Source organism: Rhizobium sp. BK316 (assembly GCF_014193695.1).
GTDB lineage: Bacteria > Pseudomonadota > Alphaproteobacteria > Rhizobiales > Rhizobiaceae > Rhizobium.
In genome coordinates this window covers 643416-664206 of sequence record NZ_JACHZR010000002.1, presented here as the reverse complement: position 1 = coordinate 664206, position 20791 = coordinate 643416, and the positions used below count along the sequence as shown (strand labels likewise).

The following is a 20791-nucleotide window of genomic DNA, read 5'->3' as shown; positions in this document are numbered from 1 at the left end:
AACGGAAACATTGGGCAATTGCTGCATCGCACCGCACATAAATAGGTAAACGAATGTTAACGGCAATAGCAAAATGCGAGCAGGCGTCATTTTGGCATCAAAAAACGCCGATGCCGTGCATTGCCGAACAGGCAAACCAACTTATGGGAGAGAATGGTACGGTTGGGGGGTCTCGAACCTCCGACCTCAGGTGCCACAAACCTGCGCTCTAACCAACTGAGCTACAACCGCACAATGCCGCGCTCGGCGCGACGGGGGTCACATACGAGGACTTGAACTTTAATTCAAGCCCCGATTTGCACTCAATATACAAAAAGGCTGAACGCGCAGTCCAGCCTTTATTGCCTATCGAACATAGGAGATCAGGCGACCTTGAAGGATGCCATGACTTTTTCAGCAGCTTCCTTGGAAGGCTTTGCGACCTTCTCGGCAACCTGCTTGGTGGTTTCCTGCAGCGACTTCGCCTGCTCGACGGTCAGTTCAGCCTGCTTGCGCAGGAAAGAGGTCTGCAGCTCGACGAATTCGGCGACGGACTTGACGCCGAGAAGCGCTTCCATGTGGGAGAGCGAGCTTTCGGCATTGACGCGGAGCGCGTCGATCGCCTTGAGGCCGATTTCAACGCTGCCGGCCTGCGCGGTCTGTACCGTAGCTTCCAGCGTCTTGCCGGCTTCTTCGCCTGCGGACTTCAGCTTGGCATAGGCTTCCTTGGACTGCTGAGCACCCTTTTCGGCAAAGTCGCGGAAGGACTCAGCCAGCTTGCTCGGGTCGAAAGAGGCAATTGAAAAAACGTCGTCGGTCTTTATGGTAGCCATCGGATAGCGTCCTTTGAGATGGGCAGATCCCCTGCCGCAATAAATTGGATAAATCTTATATAGCGCATCTTATTGTGCATTGCAACATCATTGTGCGCTGCACAATACGTTAACCTTGCTGGCCGAAAGCTCCCCGCTCTTCTGGACCGGTCGCAGACCTGCAGTTATTAATAAGCAGTTAATTTCAAGAGGCCGAAAGCGACAGGTTCGATCATGCCCGCAGTCCAGTATCCGTTCATCGACATTGCTGTGCATGCGCGGGTGCGTGAACGATTCTCGCGTGGCGAGGCCATGGTGCTTTTCTCTGCAGATCTCACACGTTTGCTCTGGGCGAACGGTGCCGGCGCCGAGCTGTTTGGCCATGCAGCGGTTTATGACCTGCTCGATCAGGGCGTCAGCCATGCCGACATCACCTTCCGCCAGCTCGAGGCGGCTGCCCGCCAGCTTGGCGAGATCGGCGACCAGAAAACCTTCATCATCCGCATCGCCAAGGGCTTCCAGCGCGTTCAGGCGCCGGCGTCATCGGAGCTCATCCGCCTCGCTTCGGGCGAGAAGGCCATCCTGTTTTCCGTTCCGGTCTCCGCGCACTCGCTGACGGCAGGCGCAAGTGCTGCGCAGATGCTTCAGGGCCTCGATGACCCGGATACGCATATGGCCGTGATCGGAGCAGAAGGCGAAGTCATTGCCGCTTCGCCAGGTTTTGCCTCGCTCGGCATCACACAGCAGGCGGCAAGGACGCTCATCACGCTTGCCGGCGCCCAACCGGACCGCCTGGTGAAGCGGCCGGTTGCGACCGGCCGTGGTTATTTGCCGGCTGCCGTTGGTAAACTCAACGACGAGCCGGCACTCCATCTTCTCTTCGCGGTCGAAACGGCGATCGGTCACCTCGACCCGATCGAGCCCTCTGCCAATATTGAAGAGACTGCGCCGCAGGAAACTGCACCAGCAGAAGCCGCAGCGCACGAAATTCCTGGTGTTGCAGCACCTGTGGCGGGCTTTACGGAAGCGGAGGCCATCGACGCAGTTTCCGGCATTGAAGAGGTTGAGGAGACGCTGGAGGAGATCACCGGCGAGACCGGGGACCCGGTTGAGGTGAGCGAACCAGTCGAAGCCCAGTCCGAGCAGCCGACAAATCAGACCATTTCCGAACCTGAAACAGTCGTCGTCGAGGACGCCGGCGAGCAGGTCGAGCAGCCGACCGAAGCGTCTGTTCCCGAGGAAGAAACCGTAGAGGCAAACACAGAGGTTCCGGTTGCCGAACAGGTTGAGCCGGCCGCTTCCGTTGCTGAAAACTTCGCGGCGGCACCTGTCGTGCCGGAAGAGCCTGCAACCGCCCCGAAGAAGAGCAGCTTCGTCTTCAAACCGAACAGCCGTGCCACCCGCTTCGTCTGGAAGATCGACGCGGAAGGCCGCTTCAGCGAAGTTTCTCATGAATTTGCCGAGGCCGTCGGCCCGCACGCGAGCAACATCATCGGCAGCGCTTTTTCCGATGTCGCCGCCCTCTTCAACCTCGATCCGGAAGCCAAGCTTTCCGAGGCCTTAGCGCGGCGCGATACCTGGTCCGGCAAGACGATCTACTGGCCGATCGAGGGCACAAGCCTCGTGGTACCCGTCGATCTGGCCGCCCTGCCGACCTATACGCGCAACCGCGACTTCGATGGTTTCCGCGGCTTCGGCGTGGTACGCCTGTCGGACGCCCAGGAAGATCCCCTCGCTCTCGGCCTGACGCTCGGACCTGACGGCATCGGCCATGATGTATCCCATCTTGGCCTGGCCAATGAAACTGCGTCGGAAGAGATCGCACAGGAAGCGCCTGAACAGCCGGAGGAGCAGACTGAAGTCATTGCCGAAGCTGCGCCGCAGGCCGAAGAAGCGGTGAATCCGGAACCTGATTCCGAAGAGCATACCATACCGCAAGTGGAAGCGGCGACGGAAGTAACCTCCCCGGAAGAGACGGCAGCACCGAAACCTGCCGTCGGATATCAGTCCGCCTCCGAGCCCGATGTCGCCGAGCAGCAGGAAGAGCTGCAGCCGCGGAATACCCAGGACGAACCGCCGGCCCTTCGCATTTCCGAAACGCCCAACCGCCGCTTCACCGACAAGATCGTGCAGCTTCACGGCGCCGGCAACGGCCTGACGGCTGCCGAGCAGGCGAATTTCCGTGAGATCGCCAAGCGCCTCGAAGCCTTCGGTGCGCGTGGCGATGAGCCGGTCGTCGCATCGCAGCCGGAACCTGATGTCGAGAAAGCGTCGGTCGTAGAAGAAACCGCTGCCGAAACGCCTGTCACCGAGCAGACAGCTCCGCAGGAGGCGATTTTCGAGGCTGCGGAGGAAGCTGATGCAAAGGCCGAGGAGATCACCGTAGCCGAAGACGACGTGACCGAGGGTCTGCAGGAGACGGTCAGCCAGATCGAGGTTCTGACCAGCTTCATTCCGCCGCGTGTGAAGATGACGGACGGCCTTTCGGCTGCGACGGTCGATCTGCTGCCTGTTGCCGTGCTGATCCATGCCGGCGACCAACTGATCCATGGCAATCCGGAATTCCTGCGGCTGACGGGCTACGATTCCGTCGAAGCCCTCTCCGAAGTCGGCGGCATCGATGCATTGCTGCAGCGCCACGACCTCGAAAACGGTTCGGGCACGATGATGCTCGTCAAGGCCGATGACAGGCTGGTGCCGGTCACGGCCCGGCTGCAGTCGGTTCGCTGGGAAGATTCCAACGCCCTGATGCTGGCGCTGATGCCGGTCGAAAACCGGGAGGAAGGCAGAGGCGAGGTTATCCGCCTCGACCAGCGCTCCGACCGGATGGTGGAGAAGGTCGCCAAGCTGCAGGTCGAGGTGGAGGAACTGCGCTCAATCCTGGAGACGGCAACCGATGGCGTCGTCGTCATCGGCACGGAAGGCGATATCCGCTCGATGAACCGCTCGGCAAGCGCCCTCTTCAACTATGACGAACAGGAGACGCGCGGCAAACCTTTCGTCATGCTGTTTGCACATGAGAGCCAGAAGGCGGTTCTCGACTATCTGCATGGGCTTTCCGGTCATGGTGTGGCAAGCGTGCTGAACGACGGACGCGAGGTGATCGGCCGCGAGGCCGCCGGCGGTTTCGTGCCGCTGTTCATGACCATGGGTCGCCTGACGTCATCCAACGGCTATTGCGCCGTCATCCGCGACATCACCCAGTGGAAGCGCACTGAAGATGAGTTGCGCAATGCCAAGGGTGCAGCCGAAACCGCCAATGCCCACAAGACGGATTTCCTTGCGCGTGTCAGCCATGAGATCCGCACGCCGCTCAACGCCATCATCGGCTTTTCCGACATGATGGCGAGCGAACGCTTCGGGCCGATCGGCCATCCGCGCTATATCGAATATGCAAACGATATCGGCCGTTCCGGGCGGCATGTTCTCGATATCGTCAACGACCTGCTCGATATTTCCAAGATCGAGGCAGGCGAGATGGATCTCGACTTCGCCTCCGTCGGTCTCAACGAAGCGATCTCGGAAGCGGTTGCACTGGTACAGCCGCAGGCCAACAGCCAGCGGGTCATCATCCGCACTGCCCTTTCGCAGTCGGTGCCCGATGTCGTCGCCGACCTGCGCTCGATCAAGCAGATCGCGCTGAACATCCTGTCGAACGCCATCCGCTTCACGCCGTCGGGCGGGCAGATCGTCGTTTCCACCTCTTATGAGGCGAATGGCAGCGTAGCGATGCGGGTGCGGGATACCGGCATCGGCATGACACGCAGCGAACTCGACCAGGCGATGAAGCCATTCCGCCAGGTGTCGTCCACGCAATCGCGCCATCGAGGCGATGGCACCGGTCTCGGCCTGCCGCTAACCAAGGCGATGGTCGATGCCAACAGGGCGATCTTCTCGATCAATTCGGCACCGAACGAGGGCACGCTGGTGGAGATCACTTTTCCGTCACAGCGGGTGCTTGCCGGCTAAGGCATTCGTTTCCAAGCGATTCCGGACGCAAACGGCTATGCTCTTTGCTGGAATTGCTCGCCAAAGAAAAGGCAGCCAATGGCTGCCTTCGAGAGTTGGTGCTGGTAAAACAAGAGCTTAGTCTGATAACGTCATGTTTCGGGAACCGCAGTTCCAGACCATCTCTTCATGTATGGTCTCCAAGTTGGCTTCACCTTTGACAAACCTTTCTTAACGAAAGGTTTCCAAAAGACGGAATTGATCAACGGCAAAAGCTTGTAGTTTAGCGTCCTCTTTCAAACCTTTAGCTCTTCCAGCCCCGCAAAAAGCTGGAGCGACTCGGGGTTGGCGAGCGCCTCCTGATTTTTCACCGGCCGGCCATGAACGACCTCGCGCACGGCAAGTTCGACGATCTTGCCGGACTTGGTGCGCGGGATATCGGCAACCGCGATGATCTTGGCCGGCACATGGCGGGGAGAGGCGCCGACGCGAATTCGGGTCTTGATCGCCTTCACTAGATCCTCTGACAGTGTGACGCCAGGCGCCAGACGGACAAAGAGAATGACGCGCACATCGTCATCCCAGTCCTGGCCGATGCAGAGCGCCTCGGCCACTTCGTCCATCTGCTCAACCTGGTTGTAGATTTCCGCCGTGCCGATGCGCACGCCGCCAGGATTGAGCGTCGCATCCGAGCGGCCGTGAATGATCAGGCCGCCATGTTCGGTCCATTCGGCGAAATCGCCGTGGCACCAGACATTGTCGAAGCGCTCGAAATAGGCGGCGCGGTACTTGGCGCCATCAGGATCGTTCCAGAACATGACCGGCATTGATGGGAAGGCCTTGGTGCAGACCAGCTCGCCCTTTTCCTGACGAACCGGCTTGCCCTCATCATTCCAGACGTCGACGGCAAGACCGAGGCCTGCTCCTTGGATTTCGCCGCGCCAGACGGGCTGCAGCGGATTGCCGAGCACGAAGCAGGACACGATATCCGTGCCGCCGGAAATCGAGGCAAGCTGGACATCTTCCTTGATACCCTCGTAGACGAAGGCGAAACCTTCAGGCGACAGCGGCGAACCGGTGGAGGTGATCAGCCGCAAGCTCGATAGATCATGGCTCGTGCGCGGCGTCAGTCCACTCTTGCGCACGGCGTCGAGATATTTGGCTGAGGTCCCGAAAATCGCGAATTTCTCCTCGGCCGCATAGTCGAAGAGCACATTGCCATCAGGCGCAAAAGGCGATCCGTCGAAAAGGCAGAGTGTGGCACCGGAGGCAAGGCCGCTTGCCAGCCAGTTCCACATCATCCAACCGCAGGTGGTGAAGTAGAAAAGCTTGTCTCCGGGCTGGAGGCCACAGTGAAGGCGATGCTCCTTCAGATGCTGGAGAAGTGTGCCGCCGGCCGAATGCACGATGCATTTCGGTACGCCTGTCGTGCCTGAGGAAAACAGGATATAGGCCGGATGGGCGAAGGGCAGCTGGACGAAGTCGATCTGCTTCGGCTCGAAGGGAGCGATGAATTCGGTAAGCGTCTTGCCACCGGCGGTTTCGCGCGCGACCTCTTCGGCATCGCCGGCATAGTGGACGACAATGGTCGGCACACCGAGGCTCTTTGCAACGTTCGCCACCTTCGACTTCACGTCCTGCAGCTTGCCGTTATACCAATAGGCATCGCAGGCGATGAAAAGCTTCGGCGCGATCTGGCCGAAACGGTCCAGCACGCCCTGCTCACCGAAATCGGGCGAACAGGACGACCAGATGGCGCCGATCGAGGTTGCCGCGAGCATGGCAGCTATCGTTTCCGCCATATTGGGCATCATGGCTGCAACACGGTCGCCCTCGCCAATGCCGAGCGCGCGAAAGCCCTGCTGGAGCTGTGATACGAGCGAGCGCAGGCGATCCCACGACCAGCGGTCTTCGACCTTGTCCTCACCGCGGAAAATGATGGCATCGCCCTGCCCGCTTCCGCTCAGCAGGTTTTCGGCGAAGTTCAGGCGCGCCTCAGGAAAGAAGCGCGCTTCCAGCATGCGGTCGTCATTCACGAGAATATCCGCGCCGCGCTCTCCCTTCACGCCACAGAAATTCCATAGGGACGACCAGAAGCTCTCCCGATCGGCGATCGACCAGGCATGCAGATCCTCAAAGCCTTTCAAGGCGAGACCGAAGTCTCCATTGCAGCGCTGCATAAAAGCATGGATCGGGCTATTTCCGATCCCATCTTCCGTAGGCGTCCAAAGCGGCTGATTTTCTTGCATTCAATCCTCCTCCCGAATGCGGAACTTATAGCATGCTGCATTGCATTATAAAGTGTGCAGCGACGCGATCCGCGCGTGGGATTTGCATATGCCCGGTATTTCATATATCCGGCAAAATTAGAAAATAACGGGTAACCGGCTGAAGTTCCGGCGGAGCTCATGGGTACGTCAAGACAAGGCAGATGGCGAAAAAGGATCGGCCCCGTCTCACGCTGGCTGCCGGCATTTGCCCGTGTCTCCACCATCATATTGTTAATCGGGCTTGCCTTCTTCCTCTCACTCAGGCTTGCCGCCCCCTATCTCATCTCAACCGGCTTCGTGCGCTCCGGCATGGAGGATGCTCTGTCGAAGTGGACGGGCTATCGCGCCGAGATCAAGGGTAATCCGGTCCTCGAATTCTGGCCGACGCCGCGCATCACGCTCAACGACGTCACCATACGCCAGCCGCGCGGAAGCGGCGACAAACTACTCGGCCGCATCGAGAGCCTTTCAGCCGATTTCAGCCTGATCGATGCGCTGCGCGGCCGCACTCGCTTCCACGAATTTCACCTGCTGCGGCCCAGCCTCTCGCTAACGCGCGATGAAAACGGCCTGATCGACTGGAGCTATGCCGGCCTTCTAGCGCGGGCCATCGCAGGTGTGCAGGACAACAACGGCACCGAGATTCTTGCTCCGAAGTTCGACGCCGATATCGGCGCCGTCACGGTCGAAGACGGCACTCTGACCCTGACCGATACACGGACGGGCAATATCTACCACTTCGACAGCGTCGCAGCCGATATCGCCTGGCCGAAGCTGTCGAGGGCAATTTCGGCCGTCCTCATCGCCCGATTCAACGGCCAGGACCTGAAGATCGATTTTTCCTCGGCCGCGCCACTGCTCGTCTTCGCCGGCAAGAATGCCGAGATGAAGGCCTCGATCGCTTCCAATCTGATGACCGCGCGTTTCCAGGGCATTGGCAGCATGGTGAGCCTCTCCTCTGTCTCCGGCAATATCAACGCCAGCTTTCCTGACGTGCCGGCCCTCCTGAAATGGTCCGGCAGATCAATCCCGGGGATCGAGTCGCTGAAGAGTGCCTCGATGACCTCGGATGTGTCGTCGGTATCAAACGGCTTCCGCTTCAACAATGTCAGCATGACGCTGAACGATGCGAGCGCCACCGGTGTGATGGATTTCACCCTCGCACCCGGCAAGCGGCCGAAGATCGGCGGGACGCTTGCCTTCGACCAGATGAACCTCAAACCGTTCCTCGATGCCTTTGCGCTGCGGCTTGCCGCCGGCGGTCTGGGCGATCTGCTGTTGTCGAGCCCACTCGGACCACTGCAACTTCTCGATCTCGATGTGCGGCTCTCCGCGCGACAGGCGCAGATGGGTATCTTCTCGCTTGCGGATGTCGGCGCCAGCGTGATTGTCGCCGGCGAGGAAGCGAAGTTCGATATCGGTGACAGCCAGTTCGAGGGCGGCGAAATGACTGCCCATCTGGAGGCGACCCGCCGCGATTTCGATGGTGGCGGCAAATTGCAGCTTTCGATCCGCAATGCGGACTTCAATGCGCTGGCCGAGAAATTGCAGCTCAAGGGGCCGCTGCCGCATGCGATCGGCTCCCTCGACCTTTCGCTGGAGACGCCGAAGGCGATCTGGACGACGGGGCTTGCCGATGTAACCGGCAAGCTCCGGTTCTGGACGGCAGCGGGCTCCATTCCCGGTGTCGATGTCTACGCACTCCGCACGCAGGCAGCGCAGAAGCCGTTCTTCGCGCTAAGCTCCACTGGAAACGGATCCTTCGCCTTCAGCAAGCTCGATCTTCGGGCCGACTTTGCCAATGGCACCGCGGAAATCCACGATGCGCGATTTGCCGGCTCCGATCAGACGCTGACACTATCAGGCGTCATCACCTATCAGTCGAACGGACTTGCGCTCTCCGGCGTGCTGGAAGCGATCGATCCGGCAAAAGCGGTCGATCTGCCGCGCCTGCCCTTCTTCATCGGCGGCTCGTGGCCGAACCCTGTCATTTCGCCGGTGCCGCTGTTCAACGCACCGACGAAAACCCAGCCTTAAAACCTTTCCCGCTCAGCTCTATGCGGTCGCCGCCGCGGCCCTCTCATCGCGCTCGCGCTGCACTTCGCGACGCTTGGTGACGACAGATGCGCAGATGACGCCAACCGTCACGATGGCAATCAGGATGGTGCAGACCGCGTTGATTTCGGGCGTGACGCCAAGACGCACCTGGCTGTAGATCTTCATCGGCAGCGTGGTTGCGCCCGGTCCTGATGTGAAGCTTGCAATCACGAGGTCGTCGAGCGACAGGGTGAAGGCGAGGACCCAGCCGGAAAATACGGCAGGCGAGATGATCGGCAGCGTCACCTCGAAGAAGGTCCTGACCGGCGGGGCGCCGAGATCCTGAGCGGCCTCCTCGATCGACTGGTCGAAGCTCAGAAGCCGTGACTGCACGACGACGGCAACGAAGCACATGGTCAGCGTCGTGTGCGCCAGCGTGATGGTCCAGAAGCCGCGGTCAAGGCCGATTGCCACAAAGAGGAGCAACAGCGACAGGCCGGTGATGACTTCGGGCATGACAAGCGGCGCATAGACCATTCCCGAGAAAAGCATGCGGCCCCGGAAGCGCGTGTAGCGCACCAGCGTCAGCGCCGCCATCGTGCCGAGGACGGTCGCGAACGTGGCCGAAAGCAGACCGACGCGGATCGTCACCCATGCGGCATCGAGCAAAGCCTGGTTCGAGAGCAGCGAGACATACCATTTGGCGGAGAAGCCGCCCCAGACGGTGACGAGCTTCGACTCATTGAACGAGAAGACGACAAGAAGCACGATCGGCAAGTAGAGGAAGGCAAAGCCGAGCACCACGGAGATGATATTGAAGCGGGTCCACCTCAGCATGACTTATCTCCCCCGCTCTTCGGCTTTGGCCTGCGCGTTCTGGAAGAAGACTATAGGGATCACCAGGATCAGCAGCAGGATCGTTGCTACGGCCGAAGAGACCGGCCAGTCGCGGTTGGAATTGAATTCGCTCCAAAGTGTCTTACCGATCATCAGCGTCTGCGAGCCGCCGAGAAGATCGGGGATGACGAACTCACCGACAGCCGGGATGAAGACCAGCATGCAGCCGGCAATCACACCGGGGATCGACAGCGGGAAAGTGACGCGCCAGAAGGCCCGGATCGGCGTGCAGCCGAGGTCCTGCGCCGCCTCGATCAGCGTGCCATCCATCTTTTCGAGAGCCGAATAGAGCGGCAGCACCATGAAGGGCAGATAGGAATAGACGATGCCGATATAGACGGCCGTATTGGTGTTGAGGATGATCAGCGGGCTGTCGATGATGTGCAGCGACAGGAGGAGCTGGTTGAGCAATCCCTCCGGCTTCAGGATTGCGATCCAGGAATAGACGCGGATCAGGAAGCTCGTCCAGAACGGCAGGATGACGAGCATCAGCAGCGTTGGCCTGATAGTACGAGGCGCCTGCGCCATGCCATAGGCGATCGGATAGGCGATCAACAGCATCAGGGAAGTGGAAATCCCAGCGATGATGACGCTCGACAGATAGGCGTTGAAGTAAAGCGGATCGTCCGTCAGATAGCCGTAATTGTCGAAAGAGAAGGTCGCCACCTTGCTCCAGAAACCGCTCCAGCCATCGGCAAGTGAAAACACCGGCTCATAAGGCGGAATGGCGATTGCCGTCGTCGACAGCGAAATCCGAAAGACGATGAAGAACGGCGCCAGGAAGAAGAGCAGCAGCCAAGCATAGGGAATGATGATGACAAGACGGCTGTAGAAGCGTGAGGCAAATGTTTCCATCGGCTCAATCCTTCAACAGCACGCCGGCATCCTCGTCGAAAGAGACCCAGACTTCCTGATCATAGGTGAAGGGGTCGTCGACGGAACGCTGTGCGTTAAGAGAGGAGGCTCTGACGAATTTGCCGCTCGGCAGCTTGATATGGAAGACGGTCATGTCGCCGAGATAGCCGATATCCCAGATCTCGCCCTTGGCGGCATTGAACGAGGCATTGGCGGGTGCTGCACGCGTGACGCGGATCTTTTCCGGGCGAATGGCAAAGCCGACCGTGTTGCCGACAGCAGGCGCCTCGGTGGTGGCGATGCGGATCGAGAAGCCGCTTTCGACTGAAATCTCAAGTGCGCCGCTTCCAGTGCTTGTCGCCTTGCCGTCGAAGATGTTCACGTCGCCGATGAAATCGGCCACGAAGCGTGAATTCGGCGCCTCATAGATCTCGGCAGGCGTTGCCACCTGCACCACCTTGCCATGGCTCATGACGGCGATACGATCGGCCATGGTCATCGCCTCTTCCTGGTCGTGGGTGACGACGACGAAGGTGAGGCCGAGGTTCTGCTGCAGGTCCATCAGTTCGAACTGGGTTTCCTCGCGCAGCTTCTTGTCGAGCGCACCGAGCGGTTCGTCCAACAGAAGCACTTTCGGGCGCTTGGCGAGCGAGCGGGCCAGCGCCACACGCTGGCGCTGACCGCCGGAGAGCTGGTTCGGCTTGCGGGAGGCGAATTGCTCCAGCTTCACGAGCTTCAGCATCTGCAACACGCGCTCGGCTATCTCGTCCTTCGGCATGCCATCCTGCCGGAGGCCGAAGGCAATGTTCTTCTCGACCGTCATATGCGGGAAAAGAGCGTAGGACTGAAACATCATGTTGACCGGCCGCTTGTAGGGCGGCGTACCCGACAGGTCCGTGCCGTCGAGAACGATCTCGCCCGCCGTCGGCTGTTCGAATCCGGCGAGCATGCGCAACAGCGTGGACTTGCCGCAGCCGGACGCGCCGAGCAGTGCGAAGAATTCGCGATGATAGATATTCAACGACAGATCGTTGACGGCGGTAAAATCACCGAAGCGCTTGGTGACATTCTTGAAAGCGATAAAGGGTTTTGCAGACGGATCGGTCCAAGGCGCAAAAGCGCGGCGGATATTACCGAGAGACTTCATATTATTCCCCGAATACAGGTTTCAGCCGGCCTCCACCCGGGCCGGGAATTGAAAGGCCCGGACGTTTCCGTCCGGGCCTGGTATCGACTTACTGGCCAGTGACGACCTTGGTCCAGATTCGCGTCGCCGTGCGCTGGGTCTTCGGATCCCACGGCCGCACCGTGAAAAGACCCTTCATCACCTCATCCGTCGGATAGATGGCCGGATCCTCCAGCACGTCCTTGCTGACGAATTGCTGCGAGGCCTTGTTGCCGTTGGCATAGAATGTGAAATCGCTCGCCTTGGCGATGACTTCCGGCTTCATCATGTAATTCAGGAATTCATGTGCTTCGGCCACATGCTTGGAATCGGCAGGGATCGCCATCATGTCGAACCACATCTGCGCACCCTGTGTCGGGATTGAATAGTTCACTTCGACGCCGTTATTGGCTTCGGACGCACGGTCGCGTGCCTGCAGCATGTCGCCGGAGTAGCCAAAGGCGATGCAAATATCGCCGTTGGCAAGGGCGTTGATATATTCGGACGAATGGAATTTGCGGATATAGGGACGAACGGCCGTCAGAAGATCCTCAACCTTCTTGAAATCCTCCGGCTTGGTGGAGTTCGGGTCGAGGCCGAGATAACGCAGCGCCGTCGTCATTACATCCTTCGGCGTGTCGAGCACGTAGATGCCGCAGTCCTTGAACTTTTCGGCCACCTTCGGATCGAAGATCACCTCAAGGCCGGGCTTGACATCGGGACCGAGGATTTCGGCGACCTTCTTGACATTGTAGCCGATACCGTCGGTACCCCACATGTAGTCGACAGCATATTCATTGCCCGGATCATATTCGCCGGTGCGCTGCTGAATCACGTCCCACATGTTGGAAAGGTTCGGCAGCTTGGACTTGTCGAGCTTCTGGAAGACGCCGGCCTGGATCTGGCGCTGCAGGAAGTCGGCGGTCGGAACGACGACGTCATAACCGGTGCCGCCGGCAAGCAGCTTGGTTTCTACGGTTTCGTTGGAATCGAACGTGTCGTAGACAACCTTGATGCCGGTTTCCTTGGTGAAGTCCTCAAGGATCGAGTTGTCGATATAATCGGACCAGTTGTAGACGTTGACCACACGCTCCTGGGCGAAGGCCGGCGCGGCGGCAAGGAGAGCAACGACGGCAACTGCCGTCAGATTGGCTATTCTTGACCTCATGATATCTCCTGTTTTTTTAAAGGCATCGCGCCCCCGGACGCCTCTTCTTCCCTCTGGTTACGTTGCAGATTAAGAAGGATTTTCAGCGCCTACAAGCGCAAAATCCTGCAGTGTCAATGATTTCACAATCACTGAAAATCGAAGGCTCCGAGGCCGGCAGCGGTCTCGTCCAGAGCGAGCGGACGGGTAAGCGGCGGCTCGGCGCGCGAAAGACAGCCTCGCCTCTCGCAGAGGCGGCAGGCAGGACCGATCATGATCGGCGAAGCATCGCTTCGGCCGTAGACCAGACTGTCGCGCAGGGCGGCATCACAGCCGAGCAGCAATGCCGTGCGCCGCACCCGTTCGCCGAATTCCACAACCGGCCCTTCAAGCGTGCGCGCCACCGTCAGAAAGGTTGAACCGTCAGGCATGGCGACCGTCTCGGCCAATATCCTGCCCGGCTCCAGAAAGGCCGCGTGGATATTGAGCTTCGGACAGTTGCCGCCGAAGCGCGCCTGCGGAAAACCCTGCGCTCCAGCCCTGCGGATGACATGGCCTGCCGCATCGATCTCCACGAGGAAAAATGGAATGCCGCCGGCACCGGCACGCTGCAGCATGACGAGGCGCGCCGCAGCCTGCGCGAAGGACACGCTGAAACGGGCGCGGATCAGATCGATATCATAGCGGGTGTTTTGCGCCGCCAGAAGAAAGGCGCCATAGGGCATCGTCAAGGCCAGAGCGGCATTGCGCGTCAGCTCGAAACGGGCAATGCGCCGCGCCTCGTCGGATGACAGCGGCAGATCCTCGAGTTCGGCTTCGATCTGCTGGCGCAGAGCGAGCCTTGCCACCTCGATCGCGATTTCCTGCGCCTGTTCGGTCGCCGAAAGCCGTTCGGAGAGGAAAAGACGCATCGAGTGGCGATCGAAACGACGACGCAGATCCGGCATGACATGGACGGGCAGGACGCGGACACTGATGCCGCGCTCGCTTTTCAGCCAATCCTTCAGACTGGCTCCCGCGACAAGTCCGTTGGTGAAGCTTTCCGCCGCCGCCTCGATATCCTCGAAATAGGCGGAGCGGCGCTCCAGCACCTCCCTAACCTCGTCCAGAGGCAAGCGGCCGGGAGCGACAGGCGCACCCCCCTCCCCGACCATCAGGGCCGTCAGATCGGAAAGCCGGGCGGCCTGTTCGCGATAGGCGCGATAGAGCTTGATCATGCCGCTTGCCGCATTTGGCGCGGCATCGGCCACTTCGACAAGCTCCTGATCGCCCGGCAGCTCACCTGACAGCAACGGATCGGCAAACACCTCCTTCAACTGGCCAAGGCCTCCGGCGGATTCGCCCTGCAACTCCTCCAGATCGATACGGTAGACGGCCGAGAGCTTCAGCAGCAACTGTACTGTTAGAGGGCGCTGGTTGCGTTCGATGAGGTTCAGGTAAGAGGGGGAGATTTCCAGCGCCTCGGCCATGGCGGTCTGCGTGAGCGCCAGCGCATTGCGGATGCGCCGGACCTTTGGCCCCGCGAATATCTTTCGTTCAGCCATGTCACATCCTTTACATCGTTGTATTTACAAACTTTTACAAAATTACAAAATGAGCCTGTAAATCCTCTTCATCTTAACCCCTTTTCTTGCCTGAAATCAAAGGTTCTTCTGGCCAATTGGCCAAATTTTGTAAATCCTGTCATCAGCGCTCAAGCGTTGGAAAGCTAAAGAGGAGATTGGCATGACAGATTTTTACAAACTGATCCGCAATACACCTGACGGACGTTTCGACGGCATCGAGAGGCCTTATTCGCCTGAGGATGTCGAACGGCTGCGCGGCTCGGTGACGCTGCGCCACACACTGGCAGAGATGGGAGCTGCGCGGCTCTGGCAGCTTCTGCATGAGGAGAATTTCGTCAACGCGCTCGGCGCGCTCTCGGGCAACCAGGCCATGCAGATGGTGCGCGCCGGGCTGAAGGCGATCTATCTCTCCGGCTGGCAGGTCGCGGCCGACGCCAACACGGCATCATCGATGTATCCGGACCAATCGCTCTATCCGGCCAATGCCGGGCCGGAGCTGGCAAAGCGCATCAACCGCACGCTGCAGCGCGCCGATCAGATCGAGACGGCTGAAGGCAACGGGCTTTCGGTCGCGACCTGGTTCGCGCCCATCGTCGCCGATGCCGAGGCCGGCTTCGGCGGCCCGCTCAACGCTTTCGAGATCATGAAGGCCTATATCGAAGCGGGGGCCGCCGGCGTTCACTTCGAGGATCAACTGGCGTCCGAGAAGAAATGCGGCCATCTCGGCGGCAAGGTGCTGATCCCGACCGCAGCCCATATCCGCAACCTCGATGCCGCACGGCTTGCGGCCGATGTCATGGGCGTTGCAACACTCGTGATTGCCCGCACGGATGCCGAGGCGGCGAAGCTCCTGACATCCGATATCGACGAACGCGACCAGCCTTTCGTCGATTATGATGCCGGTCGAACGGTCGAGGGCTTCTATCAGGTACGCAATGGGCTGGAGCCCTGTATTGCGCGCGCCGTTGCCTACGCCCCGCACTGCGACCTCATCTGGTGCGAAACGTCGAAGCCGGATCTGGAACAGGCGCGCCGCTTTGCCGAAGGCGTACACAAGGTGCATCCCGGCAAGCTGCTCGCCTATAATTGCTCGCCGTCCTTCAACTGGAAGAAAAACCTCGACGATGCGACCATCGCCAAGTTCCAGCGCGAACTCGGTGCCATGGGCTACAAGTTTCAGTTCATCACGCTCGCCGGTTTCCACCAGCTGAACTACGGCATGTATGAACTCGCCAGCGGCTATCGCGAGCGGCAGATGGAAGCCTATTGCGAGCTGCAGCAGGCGGAATTCTCCGCCGAGGCGCGCGGCTATACCGCCACCAAGCATCAGCGTGAAGTCGGCACGGGCTATTTCGACGCCGTGTCGCTGGCAATCACCGGCGGCCGGGCTTCGACCACGGCCATGGGGGAATCGACCGAACATGCGCAATTCAAACCGGCTGCCGAATAGAGGAGGAAACGCTATGGCATCCCTTGCACGCGTCCGCGAACGGACGGAAGAACAGGCAAGCAGCATGACAGACGACCAGCAGGCAGTGATCCGCATGCTCGCCAATGATCTGCACAGGCTGAATCTATCAGTGATGAAGGCAGTCGAGGCCGGTGTTTCGGTCGAGCTGGTGCGCTCTGCCCGGCATCACGGCGGTGACGGAAACTGGGGCGATCTGCTGATACCCGTGATCGTCGCCAACAGGAACTGACACCAGAGGTCCGGCGGCACAATCCGCCGGGCCTACGCTATTTGACGCAATTGTCACCACAGCGGAGTCGCGGCATAATTGAGCATCTCTTCGAACGGAACTGCATATGCCCGGTTCGCCGCACGCAAAACTCGAAGTTCTGACCGATCTGATCTACGGCGCGCTCTTTGGCGAGACGTCGTGGCAAGCCTTTCTCGATGCGCTGGCAGCGACAATGCCGGACGCCAAGTCCACGCTGTTTTTCCACGATGCCGTCGCGCGAGCAGGCGGGCTCTCGCTGTCCTCAGGTCTCGAAAACACGGAAACCGAGGCCTATAACCGCTATTACGCGGCCATCAATCCATGGATGCCGCGCGCCGCCACCCGGCCGATCGGCCTTGGCGTGGTCGCCGATCAGATGCTGCCGCGCGAGCAGCTTTTGAAGACGGAATTCTACAACGATTACATCAGATGGATAGGCTGCGAAAGCAGTGTCGGCGTGACGATCATGCGGGAACGCGGACGCTCCTTCAATCTTTCGACGCTGACCTCGTCCGCAGATCCGGATTTCAACCGCAGCAATGCCGAGTTGCTCAGCGAGCTCGCACCGCATCTGCGCCGCGCCTTCGATTTCATCCGCCGCGAGCACCGCGATCCCAATAATGAAAACGGATTGGCGCTCTTCGACGCGATCGGCGTTGGTATCGTCTATATCGGCGAGGATCAGAATATCCGCTCGATTAACAGCGCGGCGGAGCGGATGATCGCCGAGGGCGAGGTGATCGGCGTGACATCGACCGGGCGGATCATGATCAATGACGGAGAACTCGCCTCCCGCCTGTCTGCTCTGCTGCGCAACCGCTTGCAGACAGCTTCGCCGGCGACCACCCTGATGAGGATGAAGAACACCAGCTTCAAATGCACGCTGGTGAAAATGCAGTCGGATTTCATCACCGAATTTCTCGAGGGACCGACGGTGGCGATGATCATCGAGCGGGCGAGCCTGCCGTTGCGCCCCGATCTCAATGACGCCCTGCTGCGTATCGACCAGCTGACGGCAGCGGAAATGCGGATTGCCGCCGGCATCGCGGCTGGCCTGTCGCTGCGCGAAGTCGCACGAACGAACGATGTCAGCTACGAGACGGCACGCTCGCATCTCAAGAACATCTATTCGAAGCTCGGGGTGAACAGCCAGGTGGGGCTCGTGCGGCGGCTGATGCCGTAGCGCCAGATCATCCGCGACTGGCGCGCTTGCCGGCGAAGAGGTCGGTATAGCTTTTCAAAAGCCTCGTCATGCGGTCGGCAACCGTGCGGATTTCCGGGCGGTGACGATCCTCGGCATTCATGACGATCCACTGGCGGTGACGCAGCTCCGGCAGTTCGCCACCGCATCGTTCCAGTTCGGGATCGAGATCGCCGACGAAACAGGGCAGCACCGCCTTTCCCGCCCCCGTACGCACCAGGTCCGGCAGGGAGCGCGGACGGTTGACCGTCGCGACGATCGCGGACGCAGCATTCTGATAAGGCCAGCGCAGATAGGCGGAGATCGCATCCTCCGCGCCGACGGCGATCCATCTGGCATCGTCCCGGCTGGCATTGCGCCTGACATAGACCGCATAGGCGACTTCGCCGAGCTGACGGGCGGCGAGATTGCTTTCGTCCGGCTCGAAGGCGCGGATGCCGATATCACTTTCCCGGTAATTCAGGTTCGCCCGCGCTTCGCCGATAACAAGGGAAATGGCAAACGTGTCCGCCGGCATGCGGATTGCCGAAAAATTCTCCGTCAACAGCCAGGAGATCCATGTGCCGGCCGTAATCCTGACGGTGCCCCCACCCTCGGAAGATTGCCGCCACGCGTCGACCTTCCGGGCGGCAGCCTCCATTTCCTGCAGATGATCGACGAGGATCTGGCCATCTGATGTCAGGCGGTAGCCTGTCTGACTGCGGTGAAAGAGTGTGCGGCCGAGTTCCTGCTCGAGCTCGAGCATGCGGCGGCCGATGGTCGCCGGGCTCAAAGCAGTGGCGGCGCTTGCGCCCGTCAGACCGCCAGTGCGGGCGACCTTAAGGAAAAGCTGATAGGAATCCCAGTTACTGTTTTTCATGAGTGAAAAACATAATGGGATTTCGCCTGTTTAAGAAGCGTTTTTTGATGTGTAGATCAATTGATGTCCACAAACGAAAGGACATCATGATGATCGAAAGTTTCCTGATCGCCGACATTGCTGGCCGGATGCAGCGGGCAAGATTGCTGCAGCGAACGAGACGCGACCGGATTAAAGACGAAGACGCGTTTTACAATACGGTCGCAAGCAGCCCCTTGGTGCGATTTGCCGCCTGGCTAACCGAGCCGAGAAATCGAGGCGCCGGGCACACGAAAGTGCAGCCCGGCAGAAATGAATGCAAATATCAAGCCGCCTGTCTCACGCGGCCATGACTGGCAGCGCCTTCGGCGAGGCGGAACTGCTCGATGAGCGCCATCAGCATGTCGGCCTCTTCCGCCAGCTGGCGGCTTGCCTGCGTGGCTTCGGCAACCATGGAGGCATTCTTCTGCGTCATCTGGTCCATGGCGTTGACGGAGCTGTTGACATCCTGGAGGGCGGCCGACTGGTCGCGGCTTGCCGTGGCGATGGTTTCGACATGACCGCTGATCGCAATGATCTCATGGCTGATCGAGGCGAGCACGCTGCCCGTCTTCTGCACAAGCTCGGAACCGGCATTGACCTCGCGCGTCGACTGGTCGATCAGCGCCTTGATTTCCTTGGCGGCGGTTGCCGAGCGCTGGGCAAGCTCACGCACTTCCTGGGCGACGACGGCAAAGCCCTTGCCAGCCTCACCGGCACGAGCTGCCTCGACGCCGGCATTCAGTGCCAGCAGGTTGGTCTGGAAGGCGATATCGTCGATGACGACGATGATCTGCTCGATGCGCTGCGAGGCGTCTTCGATGCGGCCCATCGCAGCGACCGCGTCACTGACGACGGCACCGGAACTGTCGGCCGTCCGCTTGGTTGCGGCAACGACATTGTTTGCCTCGTGCGCGCGCTCGGCGGAAGAGCGGACTGTGACGGTGATCTCTTCGACGGCGGCTGCCGTCTCCTCAAGGCTCGCGGCCTGGGATTCGGTGCGCTTGGAGAGCTCGTCAGCCGAGGCCGAAACCGAACCGCTGTTGCGTTGAATAGAAGCAGCGCTCGCCCGAATGCGCGTGAGCGTATCCTGGAGGCGCAGGAGCGAGGTGTTGAAGTCCATGCGGAGCTGTTCGAGCCGGCCGACGAAAGGCGTTTCGATGGTCTGCGAGACGTCGCCCTGCGACAGGCGTCCGAGACCGGCGGCAAGCTGATTGACGGCAAAATCGATTTGGCCGTCCAGCGTGCGCTTCTCCGCATCGTTGCGGCTGCGCTCGGCATCGTTCAGGGCGCGCTGTTCGGCGGCCTGCGTTTCCAGTTCCTGGCGGGCGACCGCGCTGTCGCGGAAGAGAGCGAGGGCACGGCCGATGTCGCCGAATTCGTTCTTCTTTTCGACGCAGGGAACGGCGCTGACGAGATCACCCGACGAAATGGCGCGCACGCTTGATGTCAGCGCCTGCATCGGCCTGACAGAACGGCGGATCGCATAGAAAGCGAGCACGCCGACGAGCAGCATCACCACGGCGCCGACACTAAGAACCAGCGTCTGCAGTTCGTTCATACGCTGGTAATAGACTTCCATGGGTATGCCGATGAAGAGGATGCCGATTGTGGCGCCCGAAGGATTCTTGACCGGGAAATAACCTGTCATGAACTTGCGGCTGAACAGGTCCGCCGGACCGTAATAGGCATTACCCTGTGCGAGCACAGGCTGGGCGGGATGATCCGCGGCAAGCTTGGTGCCGACGGCACGGTCGCCATTTTCCTTCTTCACATTGGTGGAGACGCGGACGTAATCGCCTCCCTGTTTTTCGAAGATGGTGGCGACGCCGGCGATCGATTGCGCCGTGCGATCAACAAGCGAATAGTCGCCGAAGGCCGGGATCTTGTCTTCGGTGACGCCGGACAGAACATTGTCCTTCAGATCGATGCGGACGTCAGCATCGCTTGCGCCATAGAGAACCGCCATCGAGCGGCTTGCATCCTTCGCGTCGGATACCGCGCTGTCCATGACATAGCTGCCGAGGTTGTAATAGGTCACGCCGACAATCGCTGCGGTGCTGACCGCAAGCAGAAGCAGCGTGATAGCAACGATCTGCCGCACGATGGATGTCGAAAAGAAACGCATCTGGAACCTCTGGCGAACACAACCTCTATGACGTTCATAAGACTGCGTTAGGGAAAATTTTCTCTTAACGCAGGGTTCGCGCTGCCCCTTTTTCTTGTCTTTTTTCAAATCCAGTATGACTTCATGCGTGCATCATCCGTCATCAAGGCGGAAAAATTTCAATCCGTCTCTTTTTTCACAACCTTAGCA

The 20791-nt window shown here is 59.8% G+C and carries 15 protein-coding genes and 1 tRNA gene; 6 read left to right on the top strand and 10 right to left on the bottom strand.

The features are described 5' to 3' along the window. Window positions 1-154: 154 nt before the first annotated feature. Together FHT87_RS11775 and FHT87_RS11770 are read right to left on the bottom strand one after the other, a co-directional pair. A tRNA-His gene (locus FHT87_RS11775) sits at window positions 155-231 on the bottom strand. 131 nt (window positions 232-362) lie between these two features. After that, a complete protein-coding gene (locus FHT87_RS11770) occupies window positions 363-812 on the bottom strand; it encodes a phasin (RefSeq protein ID WP_183801961.1) in 450 nt (149 codons plus the stop codon). 213 nt (window positions 813-1025) lie between these two features. On the opposite strand from FHT87_RS11770, the gene FHT87_RS11765 reads away from it, so the two are divergent. Further along, the gene (locus tag FHT87_RS11765) at window positions 1026-4760 is read left to right on the top strand and encodes a PAS domain-containing sensor histidine kinase (RefSeq protein ID WP_183801958.1); all 3735 of its coding nucleotides are present in this window, start codon (window positions 1026-1028) and stop codon (window positions 4758-4760) included. 275 nt (window positions 4761-5035) lie between these two features. Here FHT87_RS11765 and FHT87_RS11760 read toward each other — a convergent pair whose 3' ends face one another. Then, entirely contained in the window at window positions 5036-6988 is a 1953-nt protein-coding gene (locus tag FHT87_RS11760; protein ID WP_183801955.1) for an acetoacetate--CoA ligase, read from the bottom strand. Window positions 6989-7147: 159 nt separating this feature from the next. On the opposite strand from FHT87_RS11760, the gene FHT87_RS11755 reads away from it, so the two are divergent. Then, complete coding sequence (locus FHT87_RS11755; protein ID WP_183801953.1) at window positions 7148-9046, top strand: AsmA-like C-terminal region-containing protein; 1899 nt, start codon at window positions 7148-7150, stop codon at window positions 9044-9046. Between the two features lie 18 nt (window positions 9047-9064). Here FHT87_RS11755 and FHT87_RS11750 read toward each other — a convergent pair whose 3' ends face one another. The 5 genes from FHT87_RS11750 to FHT87_RS11730 form a co-directional block, all read right to left on the bottom strand. After that, window positions 9065-9883 (bottom strand): ABC transporter permease, encoded by an 819-nt coding sequence (locus tag FHT87_RS11750; protein WP_183801950.1) that lies wholly within the window; start codon window positions 9881-9883, stop codon window positions 9065-9067. A gap of 3 nt (window positions 9884-9886) precedes the next feature. After that, window positions 9887-10798 (bottom strand): ABC transporter permease subunit, encoded by a 912-nt coding sequence (locus tag FHT87_RS11745; RefSeq protein WP_183801947.1) that lies wholly within the window; start codon window positions 10796-10798, stop codon window positions 9887-9889. 4 nt (window positions 10799-10802) lie between these two features. After that, a complete protein-coding gene (locus tag FHT87_RS11740) occupies window positions 10803-11945 on the bottom strand; it encodes an ABC transporter ATP-binding protein (RefSeq protein WP_183801944.1) in 1143 nt (380 codons plus the stop codon). 88 nt (window positions 11946-12033) lie between these two features. Beyond that, window positions 12034-13131 carry a polyamine ABC transporter substrate-binding protein gene (locus FHT87_RS11735; protein ID WP_183728724.1) on the bottom strand — a complete coding sequence of 366 codons (1098 nt, stop codon included), beginning with the start codon at window positions 13129-13131 and terminating at the stop codon, window positions 12034-12036. A 128-nt stretch (window positions 13132-13259) separates the two neighbouring features. Beyond that, window positions 13260-14654, bottom strand: a complete 1395-nt coding sequence (locus FHT87_RS11730; protein ID WP_183801942.1) for an XRE family transcriptional regulator — start codon at window positions 14652-14654, stop codon at window positions 13260-13262. A 181-nt stretch (window positions 14655-14835) separates the two neighbouring features. On the opposite strand from FHT87_RS11730, the gene aceA reads away from it, so the two are divergent. The 3 genes from aceA (at window position 14836) to FHT87_RS11715 (ending at window position 17579) form a co-directional block, all read left to right on the top strand. After that, window positions 14836-16125, top strand: coding sequence for an isocitrate lyase (aceA, locus tag FHT87_RS11725; protein ID WP_183801939.1), 1290 nt, complete (start codon window positions 14836-14838; stop codon window positions 16123-16125). Between the two features lie 13 nt (window positions 16126-16138). Then, window positions 16139-16375 (top strand): hypothetical protein, encoded by a 237-nt coding sequence (locus FHT87_RS11720; RefSeq protein ID WP_183728715.1) that lies wholly within the window; start codon window positions 16139-16141, stop codon window positions 16373-16375. Between the two features lie 106 nt (window positions 16376-16481). After that, on the top strand, window positions 16482-17579 hold the full coding sequence (locus FHT87_RS11715; protein WP_183801936.1) for a helix-turn-helix transcriptional regulator: 1098 nt from the start codon (window positions 16482-16484) through the stop codon (window positions 17577-17579). A 7-nt stretch (window positions 17580-17586) separates the two neighbouring features. Here FHT87_RS11715 and FHT87_RS11710 read toward each other — a convergent pair whose 3' ends face one another. Beyond that, complete coding sequence (locus FHT87_RS11710; RefSeq protein ID WP_183728709.1) at window positions 17587-18456, bottom strand: LysR family transcriptional regulator; 870 nt, start codon at window positions 18454-18456, stop codon at window positions 17587-17589. A gap of 14 nt (window positions 18457-18470) precedes the next feature. On the opposite strand from FHT87_RS11710, the gene FHT87_RS11705 reads away from it, so the two are divergent. Then, window positions 18471-18788 carry a hypothetical protein gene (locus tag FHT87_RS11705; RefSeq protein ID WP_246698103.1) on the top strand — a complete coding sequence of 106 codons (318 nt, stop codon included), beginning with the start codon at window positions 18471-18473 and terminating at the stop codon, window positions 18786-18788. Here the strand turns inward: FHT87_RS11705 and FHT87_RS11700 are convergent. After that, entirely contained in the window at window positions 18761-20602 is a 1842-nt protein-coding gene (locus FHT87_RS11700; RefSeq protein ID WP_183728707.1) for a methyl-accepting chemotaxis protein, read from the bottom strand. The genes FHT87_RS11705 and FHT87_RS11700 overlap by 28 nt on opposite strands. Between the last annotated feature and the right edge of the window lie 189 nt (window positions 20603-20791).

What these genes read in the sequence shown, in the direction of transcription:
- FHT87_RS11770 (WP_183801961.1), bottom strand. Translation starts at nt 812, where the DNA reads ATGGCTACCATAAAGACCGACGACGTTTTTTCAATTGCCTCTTTCGAC.
- FHT87_RS11765 (WP_183801958.1), top strand. Translation starts at nt 1,026, where the DNA reads ATGCCCGCAGTCCAGTATCCGTTCATCGACATTGCTGTGCATGCGCGG.
- FHT87_RS11760 (WP_183801955.1), bottom strand. Translation starts at nt 6,988, where the DNA reads ATGCAAGAAAATCAGCCGCTTTGGACGCCTACGGAAGATGGGATCGGA.
- FHT87_RS11755 (WP_183801953.1), top strand. Translation starts at nt 7,148, where the DNA reads ATGGGTACGTCAAGACAAGGCAGATGGCGAAAAAGGATCGGCCCCGTC.
- FHT87_RS11750 (WP_183801950.1), bottom strand. Translation starts at nt 9,883, where the DNA reads ATGCTGAGGTGGACCCGCTTCAATATCATCTCCGTGGTGCTCGGCTTT.
- FHT87_RS11745 (WP_183801947.1), bottom strand. Translation starts at nt 10,798, where the DNA reads ATGGAAACATTTGCCTCACGCTTCTACAGCCGTCTTGTCATCATCATT.
- FHT87_RS11740 (WP_183801944.1), bottom strand. Translation starts at nt 11,945, where the DNA reads ATGAAGTCTCTCGGTAATATCCGCCGCGCTTTTGCGCCTTGGACCGAT.
- FHT87_RS11735 (WP_183728724.1), bottom strand. Translation starts at nt 13,131, where the DNA reads ATGAGGTCAAGAATAGCCAATCTGACGGCAGTTGCCGTCGTTGCTCTC.
- FHT87_RS11730 (WP_183801942.1), bottom strand. Translation starts at nt 14,654, where the DNA reads ATGGCTGAACGAAAGATATTCGCGGGGCCAAAGGTCCGGCGCATCCGC.
- aceA (WP_183801939.1), top strand. Translation starts at nt 14,836, where the DNA reads ATGACAGATTTTTACAAACTGATCCGCAATACACCTGACGGACGTTTC.
- FHT87_RS11720 (WP_183728715.1), top strand. Translation starts at nt 16,139, where the DNA reads ATGGCATCCCTTGCACGCGTCCGCGAACGGACGGAAGAACAGGCAAGC.
- FHT87_RS11715 (WP_183801936.1), top strand. Translation starts at nt 16,482, where the DNA reads ATGCCCGGTTCGCCGCACGCAAAACTCGAAGTTCTGACCGATCTGATC.
- FHT87_RS11710 (WP_183728709.1), bottom strand. Translation starts at nt 18,456, where the DNA reads ATGAAAAACAGTAACTGGGATTCCTATCAGCTTTTCCTTAAGGTCGCC.
- FHT87_RS11705 (WP_246698103.1), top strand. Translation starts at nt 18,471, where the DNA reads ATGGGATTTCGCCTGTTTAAGAAGCGTTTTTTGATGTGTAGATCAATT.
- FHT87_RS11700 (WP_183728707.1), bottom strand. Translation starts at nt 20,602, where the DNA reads ATGCGTTTCTTTTCGACATCCATCGTGCGGCAGATCGTTGCTATCACG.